This window comes from Streptomyces sp. NPDC002643 (assembly GCF_053592555.1).
Window position 1 is genome coordinate 367,252 of record NZ_JBSFVY010000003.1, and the last position, 20,820, is coordinate 388,071.

Below are 20,820 nucleotides of genomic sequence, written 5' to 3' on the forward strand. Positions count from 1 at the left end.
CGGACCTACCGAAGGCATGAACCATCCCAGAAGGGGACCTACCGAAGGAATGATCCGCCACAGAAGGGACCTACCGAAGGCATGATCCGGTGACGACGAACGACACCAAGCGCTCACTCGTCCTGCCCGTCGCCCCGAGCCGGGGCCGACTACGACCGCTGGGCCTCGACGAGGTCAGGATCACCGGCGGCTTCTGGGCCCACCGCCGGCACATCAACGCCACCGCCACCCTCGACCACTGCCGGGAATGGATGGAACGCGTCGGCTGGATCGGCAACTTCACCGCCGCCGTCGAGGGCCGTGTCCAACGGGACCGACGTGGCAGGGAGTTCGCCGACTCCGACGTCTACAAGCTGCTCGAAGCCATGGCCTGGGAGGGCGGCAACGACGCGGTCACCGCCCTGGAGACCGTCACCGGCACCATCGCCCCCGCCCAGGAACCCGACGGCTACCTCAACACCGCCTTCGGCCGCACCGGCCAACAGCCCCGCTACAGCGACCTCGAATGGGGCCACGAGCTGTACTGCTACGGCCATCTGATCCAGGCGGGCGTCGCCCAGCTGCGCACCCAGGGCGACGGCGAACTCGCCAAGACCGCCCGCCGGGCCGCCGACCACGTCTGCGCCACCTTCGGCCCCGGCGGCATCGAATCCGTCTGCGGCCACCCCGAGATCGAACCCGCCCTCGTCGAACTCGCCCGAGCCACCGGCGAACAGCGCTACCTCGACCAGGCCGCTCTCTTCATCGACCGCCGAGGCCAAGGCACGCTCGCCGACCCGGAGTTCGGCCGCGCCTACTACCAGGACGACATCCCCGTACGCGAGGCACCCGTCCTGCGCGGCCACGCCGTACGTGCCCTCTACCTCGCCGCCGGCGCCGTCGACGTGGCCATGGAGACCGGCGACGACGAACTGCTCGCCGCCGTGGTCCGCCAGTGGGAGACCACGGTCGCCCGCCGCACCTACCTCACCGGCGGCATGGGCTCCCACCACCGCGACGAGGCCTTCGGCGACGACTACGTCCTCCCGCCCGACCGCGCCTACTCGGAGACCTGCGCCGGTGTCGCCTCGGTGATGCTCAACTGGCGCCTCCTCCTGGCCACCGGCGACCCCCGCTACGCCGACCTCGCCGAACGCACCCTCTTCAACGTCATCGCCACCTCCCCCTCCGAGGACGGCCGGGCCTTCTTCTACGCCAACACCCTCCACCGCCGCCGCCGAGGCACCCTCCCCCCGGCCGACGCCGAGAGCCCCCGCGCCGAGGCCGGCCTCCGCGCCCCCTGGTTCGCGGTCTCCTGCTGCCCCACCAACGTCGCCCGCACCCTGGCCCTCCTCCCCGCCTACCTGGCGACCACCGACGACCACGGCCTCCAACTCCACCAGTACGCCGACGCCGAGATCGCCACATCGTTCGGGACAGGCCAGGCCGTCGCCCTGCGGGTCCGTACCGACTACCCCTCCGGCGGCCATGTGACGGTACGGGTCGACCGGACCCCGGAGCACCCCTGGACCCTCTCCCTGCGCGTCCCCGAGTGGGCGACCGGCGCCACGGCCTGGCTGATCACCCCGGACGGCACCCGCCGAGCCGTGACCCCGGGCACGGTCGAGGTCACCCGCCGCTTCCGCCCCGGCGACGAACTCCGGCTCGAACTCCCCATGGCCCCCCGCTGGCTCGAACCCGACCCCCGCATCGACGCGATACGCGGCACGGCCGCCGTCCAACGCGGGCCCCTGGTGTACTGCGCCGAGTCCGTCGACCTGCCCACCGGCCACGAGGTCGACGCCATACGGGTGGACACCACCGTCGAGCCACAGGACACGCCAGGCACCGCCGCCCCCGGTGTCGTTGTCGCAGGCGCGCTCACGCAACCGACCGACACCCCATGGCCGTACGCACCCCCCACCCACCCCCCGACGACGGAGCCCACGGACCGCACCACCCACATCGCCCTCGTGCCCTACCACTCCTGGGCGAACCGTGGCCCTTCGACGATGCGGGTATGGCTACCGAAGACCGAGTGATCAAGCGATCAAGCGATCGAGTGACCCGGAGATCGAGCAGTGACGATCGGAGTCGTAGCATGCCCCAACCCCCCACACGCCGCCGCCTGTTGACACTGGCCGCAGGCACCGCGGCGGCGACCTCCTTACCACACACGACCCCGGCGGCCCACGCCGCCACCATCGCCGACCCCACACCCGCGCGGGCCACCAGGACAGTCATCGCCCCCGCCACCTGGCAGGTCCATCCCTTCCCCCTGGACCAAGTCACCCTCGGCGACGGCGTCTTCCGCCGCAAGCGGGACCTGATGCTGGAGTACGCCAGGTCGTACCCGGCCGACCGCATCCTGGCCGTCTTCCGGGCGAACGCCGGCCTCGACACCCGGGGCGCCCAGCCGCCCGGCGGCTGGGAGACCTCGGACGGCAATCTGCGCGGCCACTACGGCGGCCACTTCCTCACCCTCGTCGCCCAGGCGTACGCCGACACCCGCGAGGCCGCGCTCAAGTCCAAGCTGGACTACCTGGTGGCCGCCCTCGCCGAGTGCCAGCGGACCGTGGCCGAGCGCGGCGACCCCAGACCCAGCCACCCCGGGTTCCTGGCGGCGTACCCGGAGACCCAGTTCATCCTGCTGGAGAGCTACACCACCTACCCGACCATCTGGGCCCCGTACTACACCTGCCACAAGATCATGCGGGGCCTGCTCGACGCCCACACCCTGGCGGGCAACGCGGAGGCGCTGACGGTCGCGTCGGCGATGGGCGACTGGGTGCACAGCAGACTCGGCCGACTCCCCAAGGCCCAGCTGGACCGCATGTGGTCGATCTACATCGCCGGTGAGTACGGCGGCATGAACGAGGTGATGGCCGATCTGTACGCCCTCACCGGCAAGGCCGAACACCTCGCCGCCGCCCGCTGCTTCGACAACACCGCCCTGCTGGACGCCTGCGCCCAGGACCGCGACATCCTCGACGGCCGCCACGCCAACCAGCACATCCCCCAGTTCACCGGCTATCTGCGCATGTTCGACCACACGGGGGAGGACCGGTACGCCGACGCGGCCCGCCACTTCTGGGGCATGGTCGCGGGACACCGGACGTACAGCCTGGGCGGTACCGGCCAGGGCGAGATGTTCCGTGCCCGGGACGCCATCGCGGCCACCCTCGGCGACAACAACGCCGAGACCTGCGCCACGTACAACATGCTCAAACTCAGCCGCCGGCTCTTCTTCCGCGACCCGGTCCCCGCCTACATGGACCACTACGAGCGGGGGCTCACCAACCACATCCTCGCCTCGCGCCGGGACGCCCGCTCCACGGCGAGCCCGGAGGTGACGTACTTCGTCGGGATGGGGCCGGGCGTCGTCCGCGAGTACGGCAACACCGGCACCTGCTGCGGCGGCACCGGAATGGAGAACCACACCAAGTACCAGGACTCCGTGTACTTCCGCTCCGCCGACGGCGGCGCCCTGTACGTCAATCTCTACCTCGCCTCCACCCTCCGCTGGCCCGAGCGCGGCCTCGTCATCGACCAGACCAGCGCCTTCCCGGCCGAGGGCGTACGCACCCTGACGTTCCGCGAGGGCGGCGGTCTCCTCGATCTCAAACTGCGTATCCCGTCCTGGGCCACGGACGGGGTGACCGTCACCGTCAACGGCGTCCGGCAGCGGGTCACGGCCGTGCCCGGCACCTATCTCACCCTCAGCCGGACCTGGCAGCCCGGCGACCGGATCGCGATCTCCACGCCCTATCGGCTGCGCGTCGAACGGGCGTTGGACGATCCGGGTGTGCAGTCGGTGTTCCACGGGCCGGTGCTGCTGGTCGCACGGAGTACGGAGACCGGGTTCCGGCAGTTCTCCTTCTACAGGGACTTCACCCTGCGCGGCGATCTCGCCACCGCGATCAGGCCCGAGGGCAGGCCGGGGTACTTCACCACGCACGGTCTGACCCTCGCGCCGTTCCACGTCGGGGACACCGCCCGCTACCACGCGTACTTCCGGCGGAACGAGCCCGTGGTGGTGTTCGGTACGGCCGACTCCGGCGTGCCCAACCGGGCACGCGCGGACCGCCTCACCTTCCTCGACGTGCTCTGGCAGCAGGCGCCGTTCGCCGGGTCGGCTCAATTCGTGGACGCCGTACGGGTGTTGGCCGACGGGTGGCTGGCGCAGGGGCTGTTCAGCCCGAGCGAGCGTGACGCGGTGGTCGCGGCGGCGGTGCGGGCCGATCTCAGGAACTGAACCAGCACTGAACTCCGCCCCTTGGGTTGACGTGTACGTGGCGAAATGGGTTCATGGGAGCGCACTCGCATATGGGAGCGCTCCCACAACCCTTTTTTCGATGCCTGAGATTCTCGGCGCCCACCCCACTGGAGTCGCGATGAGAACCACGAGAAGCGTGAAATCAAAGAGCCCTCTGCTCGTCCTCCTGGCCGCGTTGGCGTGTCTGTTCGGCGTGCTCTCCCCGGCCGCCGCCCACGCCCAGGCGGCCCCCGACACCCGGACCGAACCCGAGACCCAAGCCACCGGTCTGCACATCAGCGACGGCCGGCTGCTGGAGGGCAACGGCAACGATTTCGTCATGCGGGGCGTGAACCACGCCCACACCTGGTACACGGGCGAGTTGCAGTCGCTGGCCGATGTGAAGGCGCTCGGCGCCAACACCGTCCGGGTGGTCCTCTCCGACGGACACCGCTGGACCGAGAACAGCGCCTCCGACGTCGCGAACGTCGTCGCCCAGTGCAAGGCCAACCGGCTCATCTGCGTCCTGGAGGTGCACGACACCACCGGCTACGGCGAGGACACGGCCGCCGGGACACTCGACCACGCCGCCGACTACTGGATCGGCCTCAAGGACGTCCTCGCCGGCCAGGAGAACTACATCATCGTCAACATCGGCAACGAGCCCTGGGGCAACACCAACCCCGAGGGCTGGACCGCCCCCACCATCGCCGCGATCCAGAAGCTCCGCAACGCCGGCTTTGAGCACACGATCATGGTGGACGCGCCCAACTGGGGCCAGGACTGGCAGGGCGTGATGCGCGCCAACGCCCAGGCCGTCTACGACGCCGACACCACCGGCAACCTGATCTTCTCGATCCACATGTACAGCGTGTTCGACACGGCCGCCGAGATCACCGACTATCTCAACGCCTTCGTCGACGCCGGACTCCCCATCCTCATCGGTGAGTTCGGCGGCCCCGCCGACCAGTGGGGCGACCCGGACGAGGACACGATGATGGCCACCGCCCAGCAGTTGGACCTCGGCTATCTGGCCTGGTCCTGGAGCGGCAACACCGACCCGATCCTCGACCTGTCGATCGGCTTCGACCCGAACAACCTCAGCGCCTGGGGCCAGCGCATCTTCAACGGCGCCAACGGCATCGCCCAGACCGCCGAGGAGGCCACGATCTACGGCGGTTCCGCGCCCGACACCCAGGCCCCGACCGCCCCCGGCACCCCGACCGCCTCCGCCGTGACGGCCACCACCGCCACCCTCACCTGGTCCGCCGCCACGGACGACACCGGCGTCACCGCGTACGACGTGGTCCGCGTCAACGGCGGCTCCGAGACCGCGGTCGCCGCCTCCACCACCAACTCGGTCACCCTGACCAACCTCACGGCCTCGACGGCCTACACCTTCGCCGTCTACGCCCGTGACGCGGCAGGCAACCGCTCGTCCCGCTCGGCCACGGTCGACGTCACCACCGGCTCCACCCCCGCCGGGAACTGCTCGGTCGCCTACCGCGCCACCAACGAATGGTCCGGCGGCTTCCAGGGCGAGATCGTCATCGGCAACACCGGCACCGCCGCCGTCAACGGCTGGACCCTCCGCTTCGCCTTCGCCGACGGCCAGACCATCAGCAACATGTGGGGCGGCACCCCGAGCCAGAGCGGCGCCTCGGTGAGCGTCACGGCCGCCTCGTACACGGCGAACGTACCCGCCGGGGGCTCGGTGACGGTCGGGTTCACCGCGAGCAAGGGCGCCACGAACACCGCCCCGACCGCGTTCACCCTCAACGGGGCGACCTGCACGACCGCCTGACGCCCGGTCCGGCTCCCGGGGGCGCCCGCGTGGTGGTGCGCACCGGCGTACGGAGGTGACGCGCCCCGTTCGGGTGTTCCTGCTGGACTCGGCCGAGCACCGATGGCTTTGATGGTGGCGGCACGGCTGACCGTTGTCCGTGCCGCCGCACAAGCCGACGTCGACGCAGCGGGGTTCGACGCGGTGTTCGCGCCAGCGGTGTTCGCGCAGAAGAGCCGAAGAGCCGGCTGGCCGGAGAAGAGCCGGAGAACGATCTGCATGGTGACCACCGACCGGTACGGCAACCGCCTGTACGAGACCACCGCCGAGAGCGCGGCCCATCTGGACCGGGCGGTCGAGGGCCTGCTGTTCTTCCGCCCGGACTTCCCCGGCGCGGTCAAGGACGCCGTCCTCGCCTGCCCCACCTCCCCCCTCGCCCAGGCGTTCTCGGCCTACCTGGGCGTCCTCGGCACCGAGCCGCGCGACGCCGCCCTGGCCCGCGACCGCTTCGCCGAGTTCGCCGCCGGGACCGACACCTCGGCCCTTCCGCCCCGGGAACGCATGCACGTGGCGGCGGCGGAGGCCTGGCTCGGCGGCGACATGGGCTGGGCGAGCCAGATCCTCGAAGAACTCGTCGTCGAATGCCCCCGCGACCCGCTGGCCCTGGCGGTCGGCCACCAGCTCGACTTCTTCACCGGCGACGCGACCCGCCTGCGCGACCGGATCGGCGGAGCGCTCCCCGCCTGGTCCACGGACGACCCCCATCGCGGCCCCCTGATGGGCATGTACGCGTTCGGCCTGGAGGAGTCGGGCCACTACGCGCGCGCCCAGGAGACCGCTCTCGCCGCCGTCGAACAGAACCCCCAGGACGTCTGGGCGATCCACGCCGTGGCCCACGTCCACGAGATGCAGGGAAGGTTCGCCGAGGGCATCGACTACTACAACGCCCGCCTCGACGACTGGTCGAGCGGCACCCTCCTGACCGTGCACAACTGGTGGCACTACGCCCTGTACGCGCTGGAGGCGGGCGACACCGACACCGCCACCCGGATCTACGACGCCGTGCTGCACCACAAGGACTCCACCGGCTTCGTCATGGAACTCCTGGACGCCGCCGCCCTGTTGTGGCGGTTCCTCCTCGCCGGCCTCGACGAGGACACCCGCTGGCAGAAGCTGGCCGACGCCTGGGCGGCGCGCGAGGACCCGCCGCACTACGCCTTCAACGACGTGCACGCCGTGATGGCCTTCGCGGGCGCCGGTCGGCTGAAGGCGGCGGACGCGCTCATCGCCGACCGCCGCCGCTGGCTGGCCGAGGACGAGGGCCACCCGACCGCCAACCATGTGATGACCGCCGAGATCGGCCTCCCGGTCTGCGAGGCCCTCGTCGCGTACGTCCGGGGCGACCACGCCACGGTGATCGACCTGCTCTGGCCGGTACGACGCCGGCTGAACACCTTCGGCGGCAGCCACGCCCAGCGGGACGCCGTCCAGCGGACGCTGCTGGAGGCGACCCTGCGCGCCGACCGGGGCGACCTGGCCCGTCTGCTGCTCGGCGAGCGCACCGGTCTCTCCCCGCACAGCCCGTACAACTGGCTGGGCGAGGCCCGTCTCGCCGACGCCCTCGGTGAGGCCGGCCGAGCCGCCCTCGCCCGCGAGAAGGCGAGCGAACTGGCGGCCCCGGCGGCGAGCAGGCTGGGCCGCGACCTGCACGGGCCGTATCTGGCGACCCGTACGTGACGGTGCCGGGCCCGCGTGGGGGGCGCGTACCGGACCGGGCCGACGGCGATCCGCCTGCCCCGGCCGTCCGCGCCTACGACAAGCAGCCCACATGCGCCAGGGCCTGCTTCAGCAGGACCCCCTGGCCGCCCGGCATCTCGCTCTGCACCGACTCGGACGCCGCCTCCTGAGGGCTGAACCAGACCAGGTCGAGGGCGTCCTGCCGGGGGCGGCAGTCACCCGAGACCGGGACGATGTAGGCGAGCGACACCGCGTGCTGACGCGGATCGTGGAACGGCGTTATGCCCAGCGTCGGGAAGTACTCGGCGACGGTGAACGGCTGCAGCGCGGCCGGCACCCGGGGCAGCGCCACCGGGCCGAGGTCCTTCTCCAGATGGCGCAGCAGGGCGTCGCGCACCCGCTCGTGGTGCATCACGCGGCCGGAGACCAGCGTGCGGCTGACCGTTCCGTCCGGGCCGATGCGCAGCAGCAGTCCGATGCTGGTGACTTCGCCGCTGTCGTCGACGCGCACGGGCACGGCCTCGACGTACAGGATCGGCATCCGGGCGCGGGCCGATTCGAGCTCGTCGGACGAGAGCCAGCCGGGCGTGGTTTCGGTCATGTCAGACATTGGCCGATCATACTTTCAACGTCATGGGGAGCGCGCGTCGCTCCGGTCACACCTTGCCCCACCGACCGGATCACCATGCGCCCCGGCGAAGATCATTCGTGAGCCGACTCGTGAGCGTTGTCGTGGGCGGCCCACAGGCCCCGGACATGGCCGAGGTGCCGGGTCATGACCGCTCGTACGGCGTTCTCGTCGCGGTCGAGGAGGGCGTCGAGGAGTTCCAGGTGCTCCTGGGCGGAGGCCGCCAGCCGGCCGGCTTCGACGAGTGCGGTGAGACCGTAGAGGCGGGAGCGTTTGCGCAGGTCACCGACCACTTCGACGAGATGGGCGTTCCCGGCGAGGGCGAGCAGACCGAGGTGGAAGCGGGTGTCGGCCTCGACGTACGCGATGAGGTCGCCGGCAGCGGCGGCGGCCACGATCTCCCGGGCGGCGGGCCGCAGCGCCTCCAGGGAGACCGGGTCGGCGGTGCGGGCCAGCGACACGGTGGTCGGGATCTCGATGAGCGAGCGGATGTGGGTGTATTCGTCGAGCTGCTTCTCGGTGACCGCGGTGACCCGGAAGCCCTTGTTGGGCACGGTGTCGACCAGGCCCTCCTTGGCCAGATCCAGCATCGCCTCGCGCACCGGGGTCGCCGAGACACCGAAGCGGGCGGCGAGCGCGGGCGCCGAGTACACCTCGCCCGGCCGCAGCTCCCCGGCGATCAGCGCGGCCCGCAGCGCGTCGGCGACCCGCTCCCGGTAGCTGCTCTTCTTGCCGCCCAGTACCGGCAGATCGGGGGAGGAGAGGGCAGGGGCGGGGGCGGGGGCCGTGGAGCGCTGGGGGCCCATGGGGGTCATGACGGTCTCTCCTGAGGTCCTGGCGTTCCGGAGCCCGGAATCCTAGAGGACGAAGCCGGATGGGAACGGGTCGGACGGGTCGAGCAGATACTGGGCCGTGCCCGTGACCCAGGCGCGGCCGGTGAAACTGGGCAGCACGGCCGGGATTCCGGCCACCTCGGTGGTGCCCAGCAGCCGCCCGGTGAAATGGGTGCCGATGAACGACTCGTTCACGAACTCGGTGTGCAACGGCAGTTCACCCCGCGCGTGCAACTGCGCCATCCGCGCGCTCGTCCCCGTACCGCAGGGTGAACGGTCGAACCAGCCTGGGTGGATCGCCATCGCGTGCCGCGAGTGCCGGGCCGTGGCGCCCGGCGCGTACAGATGGACATGATGGACCCCGTGGATCGACGGGTCCTCGGGGTGGACGGGCTCCCCCTCGGCGTTGATGGCCGCCATCAGCTCCAGCCCCGCCTTGAGGATGTCGTCCTTGCGGTCCCGGTCGAACGGCAGCCCGAACCGCTCCAGCGGCAGGATCGCGTAGAAGTTCCCGCCGTACGCCAGGTCGTACGTCACCGTCCGGCCGTCGGCGAGCACGGCCTTGCGGTCGAGGCCGACGGAGAACGACGGCACGTTCCGCAGCGTGACCGCCTTCGCCGCGCCGTCCTCCACCGCCACCTCGGCCACGACGGGGCCCGCCGGGGTGTCCAGCCGGATCGTGGTCACCGGCTCGACGACCTCGACCATGCCCGTCTCCACCAGCACGGTCGCCACGCCGATCGTGCCGTGACCGCACATCGGGAGATAGCCGGAGACCTCGATGTAGACCACGCCGTAGTCGCAGTCCGGGCGGGTCGGCGGCTGCAGGATCGCCCCGCTCATCGCCGCGTGTCCGCGCGGCTCGTTCATCAGCAACTGCTTGATGTCGTCCCGGTGTTCACGGAACCACAGCCGCCGCTCGTTCATGGTCGCACCCGGGATCGTGCCGATCCCCCCGGTGATCACCCGGGTGGGCATGCCCTCGGTGTGCGAGTCGACGGCGTGCAGCACGAGTCTGCTGCGCATGGCCGAGCCTCCTTTCTTGAGCGGGACGCATGACGGTTCGGCGGGGCTACGCCAGCCCGGCGGCGACGGCCTTCTCGGTGGCGGCGCGGATCGTGGCCTCCTGCTCGGGAAGCAGCTCCACGCGCGGCGGACGGCAGCGGCCCCCGTGCCTGCCGACGATGTCCATGGACAACTTGATCGCCTGCACGAACTCGACCGTCGAGTCCCAGCGCAGCAGCGGATGCAACTGCTCGTAGAGCGGCTTGGCCGTGGCGAGGTCGCCGTCCACCGCCGCGTGGTACAGCTCCACGGTGGCGGCGGGCAACGCGTTCGGGTATCCGGCCACCCAGCCCTTCGCACCGGCGACGGCCAGCTCCAGCAGGACATCGTCCGCGCCGATCAACAGGTCCAGTTCCGGCGCGAGTTCGGCCAGCCGATACGCCCTGCGGACATCCCCGGAGAACTCCTTCACAGCCTGGATGTACCCCTCGCCGTGCAGCTTGGCGAGCAGTTCCGGGACGAGATCGACCTTGGTGTCGATGGGGTTGTTGTACGCCACGATCGGCAGGCCCGCCTTGGCGACCTCGGCGTAGTGGGCGAGGACCGAGCGCTCGTCGGCGCGGTAAGCGTTCGGCGGCAGCAGCATCACCGACGTACAGCCCGTGTCTCGCGCCTGCTCGGCCCACCGACGCGACTCGGCCGACCCGTACGCGGCGACCCCGGGCATCACCCGCGCCCCACCGATCGCCGCGACCGCCGTCTCGACGACCTTGACCCGCTCCTCGCCCGTCAACACCTGATACTCCCCGAGCGACCCGTTCGGCACGACACCGTCACACCCACTCTCGACCAGCCAAGCGCAGTGCTCGGCGTACTTGTCGTAGTCGACGGACAGATCGTCGCGAAGGGGCAGAGCAGTGGCGACGAGCACACCACGCCAGGGACGGTTCTCGATGATGGTCATGTGGGTTTCCCTCTCAGTGAGATGTGACATACGACTGGCCGCCCACTTAGCTGCGGGCAGTCGTGCCGCTGGCCGACGCCGGGCGGTGCTTACTCAGCTGCGGGCAATCGTGCCGCTGGGGCGGCACGGGTGGGCGCAGCGGCACCCTGCAAGCGCCGGTAAGCGAAACCCCGGCCCGGCCCACCCCAGCTCCGGCAAGCGCTCCGACACCGGCCCAGTTCACCCGTCCCCCTCCCCACCCCGCGCCAGCACCCCCAGCGGCACCGGCCGAGCGAAGGGCCGCCGCCCCACAGCCTCCGCACACCCGGCAACCCCCGCGACAGCGGCGCCACACATCCGCCCCTGACACCACCCCATCCCGGCCCGCGTCAACAACTTCACGGTCCGCACATCCCCCGCCCCCAACCCTCCGACCGCCTCCCGCACCACCCCGGCGGTGACCTCCTCACACCGACAGACGACCGTCCCATCGGTGACCTGCTCGACCCACCCCGCCGGCGGCACGCAAACACTGTCGAGCGCACCGAAGAACTCCCGCAGCGCCCGACGGGACTCGGCGGCCCCCGCCCAGTCACGGGCGTCCGGCACCCGCCCCCGCAACCGCACCGCCGCCGACCGCCCGGCGATATGCCCCTCGGCGAGGGAGAGCACCGCCCCACCCACCCCGGTGGTCTCGCCCGCGGCCCACACCCCCGGCACATCGGTGCGCTGCTCGTCGTCGACCCACACACCGATGCCGTGCGCACCCCGGACGCCGCTATCGATACGGCACCCGAGGGACTCGGCGAGATCGGTGTGCGGAAGCATCCCGTGCCCCACGGCGAGCGTGTCGCAGGCGATACGCCGCTCACTACCGCCCCGCACCCGCCCCTCGGCATCGAGCGCGGCCACGGTCACGGCCTCCAACCGGTCCTCGCCGTGCGCCTCCACCACGGTGTGCCGCACCAGCGTCCGTACCCGCCGCCGCACCAACTCCACCGCGTACCCGGCACCTTCGACGAGCTTGTCCGGCCGCCCCAGCAGCCCCGCGCCCCGCCGTACGAGCGCCTTGGGATCGGTCGACTCCACCAGCGCGGCCACGGTGACGCCCGCCGCCGCGAGCCCCGTCGCGACCGGCAGCAACAGCGGCCCGGTCCCCGCCACCACCGCCGTACGCCCCGGCACCACCAGCCCGCCCTTCACCATGGCCTGCGCACCCCCGGCGGTGACCACACCCGGCAGGGTCCAGCCGGGGAAGGGGAGCACCTTCTCGTAGCCGCCGGTCGCGAGCAGCACGGCGTCGGCGCGCACGGTGACGGGCTCCTCCTGGGCGGGGCCGAGCAGCGCGTGCACGGTGAAGGGCGAAGAGGCGCCGGCCTGTCGCTCCACGCACCACACATGGTGGTCGGGGAGATGAGCGACGCGCCCGGCGGCGATCTGCCGTTCGAGGCCCGCGCTCAGCCGCCGCCAGGTCCGCCACTGGTGGTGCAGGGCCTGCGGCCGCCGGGCACCCAGCCCGGCGGCGGGCTGCCGATAGAACTGGCCGCCAACGGCCTCCGCGGAGTCGATGAGCGTGACGCGTACCCCCCGACCCGCCGCCGCGAGGGCCGCCGCGAGCCCCGCCGGACCCGCGCCGATGACCGCGAGGTGGGGGAGAGCGGTGCCCGATGACGTTTCCTCACTCGCCATGCCCGGTCCCCTCCTGAGTGCCGATGACATCGCCGGGCCGGGCCGGAACCAGACAAGCCCGTTGATTGGGCCGCCCGTTGACGGTGACGAGACAGTCGAAGCAGACCCCGATACCGCAGAAGATCCCTCGCGGCCGGCCCCCGACCCGGGTGGTCCGCCAGGACGTCACCCCGGCCGCCCAGAGCACGGCCGCGACGGTCTGACCGGGCAACGCCTGGACCGTACGACCGTCGAACGTGACGGCGAAGCCGGGCCCCGGCTCGGCCTCGGCAAGCTCCAACGGATTCACGCGGCGCCCCCTTCACGCTCGCCGTGCCCTGCCAACCGGTCCGGTCCCGCGAACCGGTCCGGGCGGAACGGCGAAAGGTCGAGGTCGGGTGTCTTCCCCCCGATCACCTGGGCGATCAGATGCCCGGTTCCGGTGGCGAGCCCGATCCCGGCGCCCTCGTGCCCACAGGCGTGGAACAGCCCCGGCACCCGTGGGTCGGGCCCGATCGCGGGCAGATGATCCGGCATGTACGGCCGGAACCCGACGTACGTCCGCATCGCCCGCACCCGCTCCAGGAACGGGAACAGCAGGGTCGCCCCCGCCGCCAGCGCCCGTACGACCGGCAGCGAGAACGACCGGTCGAAGCCGACCCGCTCCCGGCTCGCCCCGATCAGCACCGGCCCGGCGGCCGTGCCCTCGACGACCGGGGAGGTCTGGAGCGCCGCCGAGTCACTGGCCACGTCGGCCACGTAGTCGGCGGCGTACACCTTGTGCCGGACCAGGGGCGGCAGCGGTTCGGTGACGAGGACGAAGCCGCGACGGGGGAGGACGGGGAGGCGGACCCCGGCGAGCGCGGCCACCTCACCGCCCCAGGTACCGGCGGCGTTGACGACGGCGGGCGCGTGGATCTCGCCCCGGTCGGTCCGTACGCCGCGTACCGTGCCGTCGGCCGTGCGCAGCACCTCGGTGACCGTCCGGCCGGTGAGGAGACGGGCGCCGGAGGCGCGCAGAAGATGGGCGGCGGCCAGGGTGGGCATCACCTGGGCGTCGCCGGGGTAGTGGACACCACCGGCGAGGCCGGGTGCCAAGTGGGGTTCCAGATCGGTGAGTTGACGGGCATCGGCGGTGAGGGCCCGCACACCGGCGGCCCGCTGCCCCGCCGCGAACGCCTCCAGCGCGGTGAGCCCCTCCGGGGTGGCGGCGACGACGAGCCCGCCCTTCGCCTCGTACTCGAAGGCCCCGCCCCGACCGGGCTCGGCGGCCAGCTCCGCCCACAGACGTCGCGAGAGCAGGGCGAGGTCGAGTTCGGGACCAGGTTCCTTGTCGGAGACCAGGACGTTGCCCTCGCCCGCGCCGGTTGTGCCACCGGCCACCGGGCCACGGTCCACCACGACGACACCCAGCCCCGCCCGTGCCGCGTACAGGGCACAGGCCGCGCCCACCATTCCCGCTCCGACAACCACGACGTCGCAGGTCAGTCGCTCGGTCACCTCAGTACTATGTCACACGGCACAAAGGGGGAGAAGAGATGACGTGGGAATAGACTCGTCCTGTCGTCTCACCGAAGGATCAACGGATGTCACACGACAGGGCCTGCTGTGCTCCGGGCCGGGAGCCGGTGACCGTGCCGGGCGTACCGCACGGCAGGGCGTCGGACGGGGTCGCGTCCGGCGACGCGGCCGAGAAGGCACAGCCGCCCCGCCCGCCGCTCGCCCTCCCCGGTGGACGCTTCCTGATGGGCACCGAGGACGAGGTCGGTTATCCGGCGGACGGTGAGGGCCCGGTCCGCGAGGTGGAGCTGAGCCCCTTCCGTATATCGGCGACCACGGTCACCAACGCACAGTTCGCCGAGTTCGTGGACGCGACCGGCTACGCGACCGAGGCCGAACGCTTCGACTTCTCCTTCGTCTTCGAGGGCTTCCTCCCGGCCGAACTGCGTGCCGTGTCCCCGCGTGTCCCCGGCACACCGTGGTGGCGGGGCGTCCGGGGCGCGACCTGGCGGCACCCGGAGGGCCCCGGCTCGACCGTGGACACGATCCTCGACCACCCGGTGGTGCACGTCTCCTGGAACGACGCACAGGCCTACTGCGCCTGGTCGGGCACCCGGCTGCCCACGGAGGCGGAGTGGGAGTACGCGGCCCGGGGCGGCCTGGAGCAGAAGCGCTACCCGTGGGGCGACGACCTGGCCCCCGACGGCAGCCCCATGTGCAACATCTGGCGCGGCACCTTCCCCACACTCAACACGGCGGAGGACGGCTACCGTTCGACGGCCCCCGCCGACGCCTTCGCCCCCAACGGCTTCGGCCTGTACAACACGGTCGGCAACGTATGGGAGTGGTGCGCCGACTGGTTCAGCCCCGACTTCCCCACCACGGCCCCCCGTACCGACCCCACCGGCCCCCCGTCCGGCTCCACCCGCGTCATGCGAGGCGGCTCCCACATGTGCCACGCCTCCTACTGCAACCGCTACCGGGTAGCCGCCCGCTCCTCCAACACCCCGGACAGCTCGTCCGGCAACATCGGCTTCCGCGTGGCGACCACGCCCTGAACGGCCCTTTCGCGAGCGGCCCGGCAACTCGAACGCCCCACCCGGCATGCCCGCCCCCCGCCCCGCCCGGAAACTGACCCCATGCCAGGACACGACCCCGCCCCCCGGTCCCGTTCCGGCCCCGGCCCCATCGAGGGGTACGCCCTGATCGGTGATCTCCTCACCACGGCCCTCGTGGGCCGGGACGGCGGTGTCGACTGGCTGTGTCTGCCCCGCTTCGACTCACCCGCCTGCTTCGCCGCCCTCCTCGGCGACGAGGACAACGGGCGCTGGCGCATCGCCCCGGCCATGGCTCCGGAGGCCTCGGCCGTCCGCCGGTACCGCCACGACACGCTCGTGCTGGACACCGAGTGGGAGACCCCCACCGGCAAGGCCGTGGTCACCGACTTCATGCCGCGCCGTGAACGCGAGGACGCCCCCTGTGTCGTACGGATCGTGGAGGGAGTCTCCGGCACCGTCGACCTGCGCATGGAACTGCGGCTGCGCTTCGACTACGGCCGGGTCCTGCCCTGGATGCAGTGGAGGGACGGCCAGCTGACGGGCATCGCGGGCCCGGAGTCGGTGTGGTTGAGGACCCCGGTCCGGCCGAGGGCCCACGGCACCGTCCACATCGCGGACTTCCGCGTCCTTGCCGGTGAACGCGTCCCGTTCGTCCTCACCTGGCACCCCTCCCACCGGCCCGCGCCACGACCGGTGGACGCGTTCGAGGCGTTGCGCGCGACCGAGTCGTACTGGCGGCGCTGGCTGCGCGGACTCTCGTACGACGGACCGTACCGCGAGGCCGTCGCCCGCTCCCTGGTCACCCTTAAGGCCCTCACCTACGAGCCGACCGGAGGCATCGTCGCCGCCCCGACCACCTCCCTGCCCGAGCGGATCGGCGGCGTCCGGAACTGGGACTACCGCTACTGCTGGCTGCGGGACGCCGGAATGACGCTGGAGGCGCTGCTCCGCAGCGGTTTCACCGACGAGGCGGACGCCTGGCGGGCCTGGCTGGAACGGGCGGTCGCGGGGCGGCCCGAGGACGTACAGATCATGTACGGCATCGCGGGCGAGCGACGGCTCACCGAGTGGGAGGCGCACTGGCTGCCGGGGTACGAGGGGTCGCGCCCGGTGCGGATCGGCAACGCGGCGGCCGAGCAGCGCCAACTCGACGTACCCGGTGAGGTCATGGACGCCATCCATCTGGCGATCGGCTGCGGACTGCGCCCCCGCCCGCATCTCGTCGAGTTGCAGACGGTCCTCCTCGATCACCTCGAACAGGCCTGGCACCAGCCCGATCAGGGACTGTGGGAGATGCGCGGCGAATCCCGCCACTACACGCACTCCAAGGTGATGTGCTGGGTCGCCTTCGACCGGGCCGTCCGGCTCGCCGAGGACCATGGCCGCCCCGGACCGGTGGAGAAGTGGCGGGCCGTCCGCGAGAGCATCCACCGGGAGATCTGCGAACGGGCGTTCGACCGGGAACGCGGCACCTTCACCCAGTCGTACGGCTCCCGCGAACTCGACGCCGCGCTGCTGCAGATCCCGCAGACCGGCTTTCTGCCACCGGACGACCCCCGGGTCCTCGGCACCGTCGAGGCCGTACGCCGCGAACTCCTCTTCGAGGGCTCCGAGGGGCTGGTCAGCCGTTACACGACGGGCGGCGCCGGCTCGCCGGACGGCCTCACCGGCGGCGAGGGCGCCTTCCTCGCCTGCTCCTTCTGGCTCGCCGACGCCCTGCTGCTGATCGGCCGCGACGACGAGGCCCGCGCGCTCTACGAACGGCTGCTGGACCTCCGCAACGACGTCGGACTGCTCGCCGAGGAGTACGACCCCGTCACCCGCCGCCAACTGGGCAACTTCCCCCAGGCGTTCACCCACGTCCCGCTCATCCGGGTCGCCTACGAACTCGACGGCCACGCCACCCACGCCCGTCGCGGCCGACCGAAGCCGGCTCCCCGCGCGAAGGGGGTCTGACCGTGCTGCCGGGATTCCTCACCAGGGCCGTCGAACTCCTCCTCGGCCGCGAAGGGCAGCACCGCCCGCTCCATCTCAAGGCCGCCGGGGGTGCCACGGCCGTCCTGGTGGTGGTGATGCTCCTCGGCTCCTGGGCCGTGGTCGCCGCCGAGCACGACGCGGCGCGGGCCAACCTGACGACGTACCCGAGGGCCCTGTGGTGGTCCATCGAGACGGCCACGACCGTCGGCTACGGCGACTTCTACCCCGTGACCCTCTGGGGCCGGGTCGTCGGCGCGGTCGTCATGGTCGTGGGCATCACCACCTACGGCATGGTCACCGCCGCCATCGCCACCTGGTTCGTCGGCCGTGAACAGAAGCGCCGCGAACTCCGCCACCGCACCCATGAGTTGTGCGACGAGACCGCCCACGCGCTGCACGAACGCTTCGACCGGCTGGAGCGGATGCTCGCCGGCAAGGGCGAGGACCGGGGCTGAACCGCCGACCGAGGGGGACGGGACCGACGCCGGCTCGCCGGCCGCAGCGACGGGATTGACGCCGACCCGTTGGCCGGCGATGGGATCGACGCCGGCCCGCCGAGTGCCGCCGACCCGGCATGCGCCGCGCGTGCCGTCGACCACTCCTCGGACGCCCACTTGACGAGGGCCGAAGGCCGATCGACACTCACTGAGGGTTTTCCCTAGTGAACAGGTAGGGAATGCCTCGCGATCGCGGACCGGACCCTGGGGAGACAGATGACCGCCACGCCCGTTCACGCCGGCACCCTCCGAGCCATCCCCTCGCCCCCGAGGACCGCCCCCGACTTCCGGGGCAGGATCGGCGGCGACGCGCGCAGCGGCCACTACGCCGTGCCCCGCCGCTACCGCCTCCATCTGTCGCTGGCCTGTACCGGCGCCCTGCGCATCGCCGTCGTGCACGCCCTCCTGGGGCTGGACGACATCTGTCCGGTCACCCTCCTGCCCGCCGTGCCCGACGGACCCGACGGCGAACACTCCGCGCTGCGCCCGCTGTACGAGGCGAGCGCCCACCGCTACCCCGGCGCGGCCGTGGCCCCCGTCCTCAGTGACGACTGGTCCGGACGCATCGTCAGCACCCACGCCCCCGACATCATGCGCGACCTCGCCCACCGCTTCGGCGCCGAAGGCATGCCCGAGCTGTACCCGGCGGACGCGGAGAGCGAGATCGAGGCCGTGGCCCACCTCTGTGACCAGGGCATCGACGCGCCCGCGCAGCGCGCCGGACGGGCCGACGCCGACGACACCGAACGCCGTGACGCCCTCGCCTCCCTGCTGCGCACCCTGCGCTCACTGGACGCCCGGCTCGCCCACCAGGAGTACCTGCTCGGCGATTCGCTCACCGCCGCCGACGTGGAGTTGTGGGTGGGCCTCGTCCGCCTGGACACCGTGCACCGCTGGCACCTGGACGCCTCCGCCGTGCACCGCGTCGCCGACCACCCGCACCTGTGGTCGTACGCCCGACGCCTCACCGCCCACCCCGCGTTCGGCCCCCGTCTCGACCTCGACGGCATCGCCCGCCGCCACCACGCGGACTGCCGAGGTCTGGAGGCCGCCGGCGCCGCCGTACAGATCCTGGACTGGGCCGCACACGTGCCCACCCCGACCGTATCGACAGACGGACGACCGTCCCGCCTGCCGGACTGACCATCGACTGCGAGCGGGCGGTCGTCGTCGCGCTCAGCGCTCCAGGGCGCCGTCCAGGAATGTCCTCATGTCCGTCAGGACCTCGGCCTTGTCGGTCTCGTTGAACACCTCGTGCCGGGCGCCCGCGTACACGCGTTCGGTCCACTCGGTGCCGCGAAGCTCCTCGATGCCCGTACGGCTGCCCGGCAGCGGCACGATCCGGTCGTCGTCGCCGTGCAGCCACAGCAGGGGGAGGGAGCCGACGGTGCCGCCCTTCGAGATCCTCTCCAGGGCGCTCTCGATGGCCAACAACGTGGTCCGCTTGAACGGGCCGTGCCACACCAGCGGATCGCTCGCGTACGCCGCCCCGACCGCCAGGTCACGGGAGAGCAGCTTCGGGTCGAGCGGCACATCGGGCACCTCCGGCGGTGCCAGCAGCGCCGCCAGCGGTTCCCAGATGCCGATCAACGGGCCGGACAGGACGAGCGCGGTCAGCCCGGTGCCGTACCGCTGGGCGTACCGCGCGGCGATCAGACCACCCATGGAGTGGCCGATCAGAACCACCGGGAGGCCCGGGTACTCGGCGCGGGCGATCTCCTCCACCGAACGCACATCGGTGACGACGTCCTCGAAGTCCTCGATCAGCACCCGTTCGCCGGCCGATCTGCCGTGCCCCATGTGGTCGGGGCCGAACACGGCCGCCCCGTGCGCGACCAGGGAGTCGGCCACATGTTCGTACCGGCCGATGTGCTCGCCGTAGCCGTGCACCAGAAGAGCGACATACCGCGCCCCCTCGCACGGCCACTCCCGGGCGGTGATCCCACCCCGGGTACCGGCGAAGGCATGCTCGCGCGAGTCGGCCATGACTCCTCCAACAGCGTCGACGAAGCCGCTTACGAAGCTACCCGGGGGATCTTGCCAGCCGCCCCGCCGCTGGTCCATGGCACGCGACCCGCGTCATCCCCTCGCCCCCTCCTCCTCGGCCGGGGCCACCTGGCGAGACGGTCCTGTCGGCGCGGCGATAGTTGCGCATAGCATCGGTCTCCGCATGAACACGATGACTCTCTGGCACCTGTCCACGGCCGAATTCGCGGCCCTCGCCTTCGCCGCCCTGCTCGTCGGCTTCTCCAAGACCGCCGTGAGCGGTGCCAACACGGTCAGCCTCGCGATCTTCGCGGCGATCCTCCCCGCCCGCGCCTCGACCGGCATCCTCCTGCCGATCCTCATCGTCGGCGACGTCTTCGCCGTACTGACATACCGCCGCCACGCCCACTGGCCCACCCTGTGGAAGCTCTTCCCGGCGGTCGGCGCGGGCGTCGTGTTCGGCACGCTGTTCCTGGTGTGGGCCGACGACGGGATCGTACGGACCTCGATCGGCGCGATCCTGCTGCTGATGGCGGCGGTCACGGTGTGGCGCCGCCGCACCGCCGAGAAGGAGGACGACCCCGACGCGGTCACCACCCGCGCCGGCCGCCTCAAGGCCCGCTCGTACGGCGTACTCGGCGGCTTCACCACCATGGTCGCCAACGCCGGCGGCCCCGTGATGTCCATGTACCTGCTCTCGGCCGGCTTCCGGAAGCTCGGCTTCCTTGGCACCTCGGCCTTCTTCTTCCTGATCGTCAATGTGTCCAAGGTGCCCTTCAGCGTGGGCCTCGGCCTCATCGACGGCCACTCCCTGCTGCTGGACGCGGCCCTCGCCCTCTTCGTGATACCGGGCGCCTTCCTCGGCAAATGGGCCGTGAGCCGCATCAACCAGAAACTCTTCGAGCGACTGGTGATCGCGGCGACGATCGTCGGCGGCCTGCAACTACTGCTGCGCTGATGCCCCGTAGTCT

At 71.7% G+C, this 20,820-nt stretch carries 17 protein-coding genes; 9 read left to right on the forward strand and 8 right to left on the reverse strand.

Annotated elements, in window-relative coordinates; all coding sequences use genetic code 11:
• Positions 1–89 precede the first annotated feature (89 nt).
• From ACWD4G_RS06355 to ACWD4G_RS06370, 4 genes are all read left to right on the forward strand, one after another.
• Positions 90–2,021 carry a glycoside hydrolase family 127 protein gene (locus tag ACWD4G_RS06355; protein ID WP_451291039.1) on the forward strand — a complete coding sequence of 644 codons (1,932 nt, stop codon included), beginning with the start codon at positions 90–92 and terminating at the stop codon, positions 2,019–2,021.
• Positions 2,022–2,080: 59 nt separating this feature from the next.
• A complete protein-coding gene (locus ACWD4G_RS06360; protein ID WP_451291040.1) occupies positions 2,081–4,234 on the forward strand; it encodes a glycoside hydrolase family 127 protein in 2,154 nt (717 codons plus the stop codon).
• Positions 4,235–4,373: 139 nt separating this feature from the next.
• Positions 4,374–6,038, forward strand: coding sequence for a cellulase family glycosylhydrolase (locus ACWD4G_RS06365; protein ID WP_451291041.1), 1,665 nt, complete (start codon positions 4,374–4,376; stop codon positions 6,036–6,038).
• A gap of 261 nt (positions 6,039–6,299) precedes the next feature.
• The gene (locus tag ACWD4G_RS06370; protein ID WP_451291157.1) at positions 6,300–7,754 is read left to right on the forward strand and encodes a tetratricopeptide repeat protein; all 1,455 of its coding nucleotides are present in this window, start codon (positions 6,300–6,302) and stop codon (positions 7,752–7,754) included.
• Between the two features lie 73 nt (positions 7,755–7,827).
• On the opposite strand, the gene ACWD4G_RS06375 is transcribed toward ACWD4G_RS06370, so the two are convergent.
• From ACWD4G_RS06375 to ACWD4G_RS06405, 7 genes are all read right to left on the reverse strand, one after another.
• Positions 7,828–8,355 carry an NUDIX hydrolase family protein gene (locus ACWD4G_RS06375; RefSeq protein WP_451291158.1) on the reverse strand — a complete coding sequence of 176 codons (528 nt, stop codon included), beginning with the start codon at positions 8,353–8,355 and terminating at the stop codon, positions 7,828–7,830.
• Positions 8,356–8,456: 101 nt separating this feature from the next.
• Positions 8,457–9,188 (reverse strand): GntR family transcriptional regulator, encoded by a 732-nt coding sequence (locus ACWD4G_RS06380; RefSeq protein WP_451291159.1) that lies wholly within the window; start codon positions 9,186–9,188, stop codon positions 8,457–8,459.
• Between the two features lie 51 nt (positions 9,189–9,239).
• The gene (locus tag ACWD4G_RS06385; RefSeq protein WP_451291042.1) at positions 9,240–10,241 is read right to left on the reverse strand and encodes a proline racemase family protein; all 1,002 of its coding nucleotides are present in this window, start codon (positions 10,239–10,241) and stop codon (positions 9,240–9,242) included.
• Between the two features lie 46 nt (positions 10,242–10,287).
• Positions 10,288–11,184, reverse strand: coding sequence for a dihydrodipicolinate synthase family protein (locus tag ACWD4G_RS06390; RefSeq protein WP_451291043.1), 897 nt, complete (start codon positions 11,182–11,184; stop codon positions 10,288–10,290).
• A gap of 219 nt (positions 11,185–11,403) precedes the next feature.
• On the reverse strand, positions 11,404–12,852 hold the full coding sequence (locus ACWD4G_RS06395; protein ID WP_451291044.1) for an FAD/NAD(P)-dependent oxidoreductase: 1,449 nt from the start codon (positions 12,850–12,852) through the stop codon (positions 11,404–11,406).
• Positions 12,842–13,141 carry a (2Fe-2S)-binding protein gene (locus ACWD4G_RS06400; RefSeq protein ID WP_451291045.1) on the reverse strand — a complete coding sequence of 100 codons (300 nt, stop codon included), beginning with the start codon at positions 13,139–13,141 and terminating at the stop codon, positions 12,842–12,844. Before ACWD4G_RS06400 ends, ACWD4G_RS06395 begins: the two co-directional genes overlap by 11 nt.
• On the reverse strand, positions 13,138–14,331 hold the full coding sequence (locus tag ACWD4G_RS06405) for an NAD(P)/FAD-dependent oxidoreductase (protein ID WP_451291046.1): 1,194 nt from the start codon (positions 14,329–14,331) through the stop codon (positions 13,138–13,140). The genes ACWD4G_RS06400 and ACWD4G_RS06405 overlap by 4 nt, the downstream gene beginning before the upstream one ends.
• Positions 14,332–14,417: 86 nt before the next feature.
• Between ACWD4G_RS06405 and ACWD4G_RS06410 the strand changes: the two genes are divergently transcribed.
• From ACWD4G_RS06410 to ACWD4G_RS06425, 4 genes are all read left to right on the forward strand, one after another.
• On the forward strand, positions 14,418–15,389 hold the full coding sequence (locus ACWD4G_RS06410; RefSeq protein WP_451291047.1) for a formylglycine-generating enzyme family protein: 972 nt from the start codon (positions 14,418–14,420) through the stop codon (positions 15,387–15,389).
• Positions 15,390–15,470: 81 nt separating this feature from the next.
• Complete coding sequence (locus ACWD4G_RS06415) at positions 15,471–17,345, forward strand: glycoside hydrolase family 15 protein (RefSeq protein WP_451291048.1); 1,875 nt, start codon at positions 15,471–15,473, stop codon at positions 17,343–17,345.
• A 2-nt stretch (positions 17,346–17,347) separates the two neighbouring features.
• A complete protein-coding gene (locus tag ACWD4G_RS06420; RefSeq protein WP_451291049.1) occupies positions 17,348–17,821 on the forward strand; it encodes a potassium channel family protein in 474 nt (157 codons plus the stop codon).
• Between the two features lie 258 nt (positions 17,822–18,079).
• A complete protein-coding gene (locus ACWD4G_RS06425; RefSeq protein ID WP_451291050.1) occupies positions 18,080–19,006 on the forward strand; it encodes a glutathione S-transferase C-terminal domain-containing protein in 927 nt (308 codons plus the stop codon).
• 33 nt (positions 19,007–19,039) lie between these two features.
• Here the strand turns inward: ACWD4G_RS06425 and ACWD4G_RS06430 are convergent, their stop codons facing one another.
• On the reverse strand, positions 19,040–19,849 hold the full coding sequence (locus tag ACWD4G_RS06430; protein ID WP_451291051.1) for an alpha/beta hydrolase: 810 nt from the start codon (positions 19,847–19,849) through the stop codon (positions 19,040–19,042).
• A gap of 184 nt (positions 19,850–20,033) precedes the next feature.
• Here ACWD4G_RS06430 and ACWD4G_RS06435 point away from each other — a divergent pair, with 184 nt between their 5' ends.
• Positions 20,034–20,807 carry a sulfite exporter TauE/SafE family protein gene (locus tag ACWD4G_RS06435; protein WP_451291052.1) on the forward strand — a complete coding sequence of 258 codons (774 nt, stop codon included), beginning with the start codon at positions 20,034–20,036 and terminating at the stop codon, positions 20,805–20,807.
• Positions 20,808–20,820 lie beyond the last annotated feature (13 nt).

Bases quoted from the DNA above. Each gene is read 5' to 3' on its own strand.
- ACWD4G_RS06360 (WP_451291040.1), top strand. From the start codon at position 2,081: ATGCCCCAACCCCCCACACGCCGCCGCCTGTTGACACTGGCCGCAGGC.
- ACWD4G_RS06365 (WP_451291041.1), top strand. From the start codon at position 4,374: ATGAGAACCACGAGAAGCGTGAAATCAAAGAGCCCTCTGCTCGTCCTC.
- ACWD4G_RS06375 (WP_451291158.1), bottom strand. From the start codon at position 8,355: ATGACCGAAACCACGCCCGGCTGGCTCTCGTCCGACGAGCTCGAATCG.
- ACWD4G_RS06380 (WP_451291159.1), bottom strand. From the start codon at position 9,188: ATGGGCCCCCAGCGCTCCACGGCCCCCGCCCCCGCCCCTGCCCTCTCC.
- ACWD4G_RS06385 (WP_451291042.1), bottom strand. From the start codon at position 10,241: ATGCGCAGCAGACTCGTGCTGCACGCCGTCGACTCGCACACCGAGGGC.
- ACWD4G_RS06390 (WP_451291043.1), bottom strand. From the start codon at position 11,184: ATGACCATCATCGAGAACCGTCCCTGGCGTGGTGTGCTCGTCGCCACT.
- ACWD4G_RS06395 (WP_451291044.1), bottom strand. From the start codon at position 12,852: ATGGCGAGTGAGGAAACGTCATCGGGCACCGCTCTCCCCCACCTCGCG.
- ACWD4G_RS06410 (WP_451291047.1), top strand. From the start codon at position 14,418: ATGTCACACGACAGGGCCTGCTGTGCTCCGGGCCGGGAGCCGGTGACC.
- ACWD4G_RS06415 (WP_451291048.1), top strand. From the start codon at position 15,471: ATGCCAGGACACGACCCCGCCCCCCGGTCCCGTTCCGGCCCCGGCCCC.
- ACWD4G_RS06425 (WP_451291050.1), top strand. From the start codon at position 18,080: ATGACCGCCACGCCCGTTCACGCCGGCACCCTCCGAGCCATCCCCTCG.
- ACWD4G_RS06430 (WP_451291051.1), bottom strand. From the start codon at position 19,849: ATGGCCGACTCGCGCGAGCATGCCTTCGCCGGTACCCGGGGTGGGATC.
- ACWD4G_RS06435 (WP_451291052.1), top strand. From the start codon at position 20,034: ATGAACACGATGACTCTCTGGCACCTGTCCACGGCCGAATTCGCGGCC.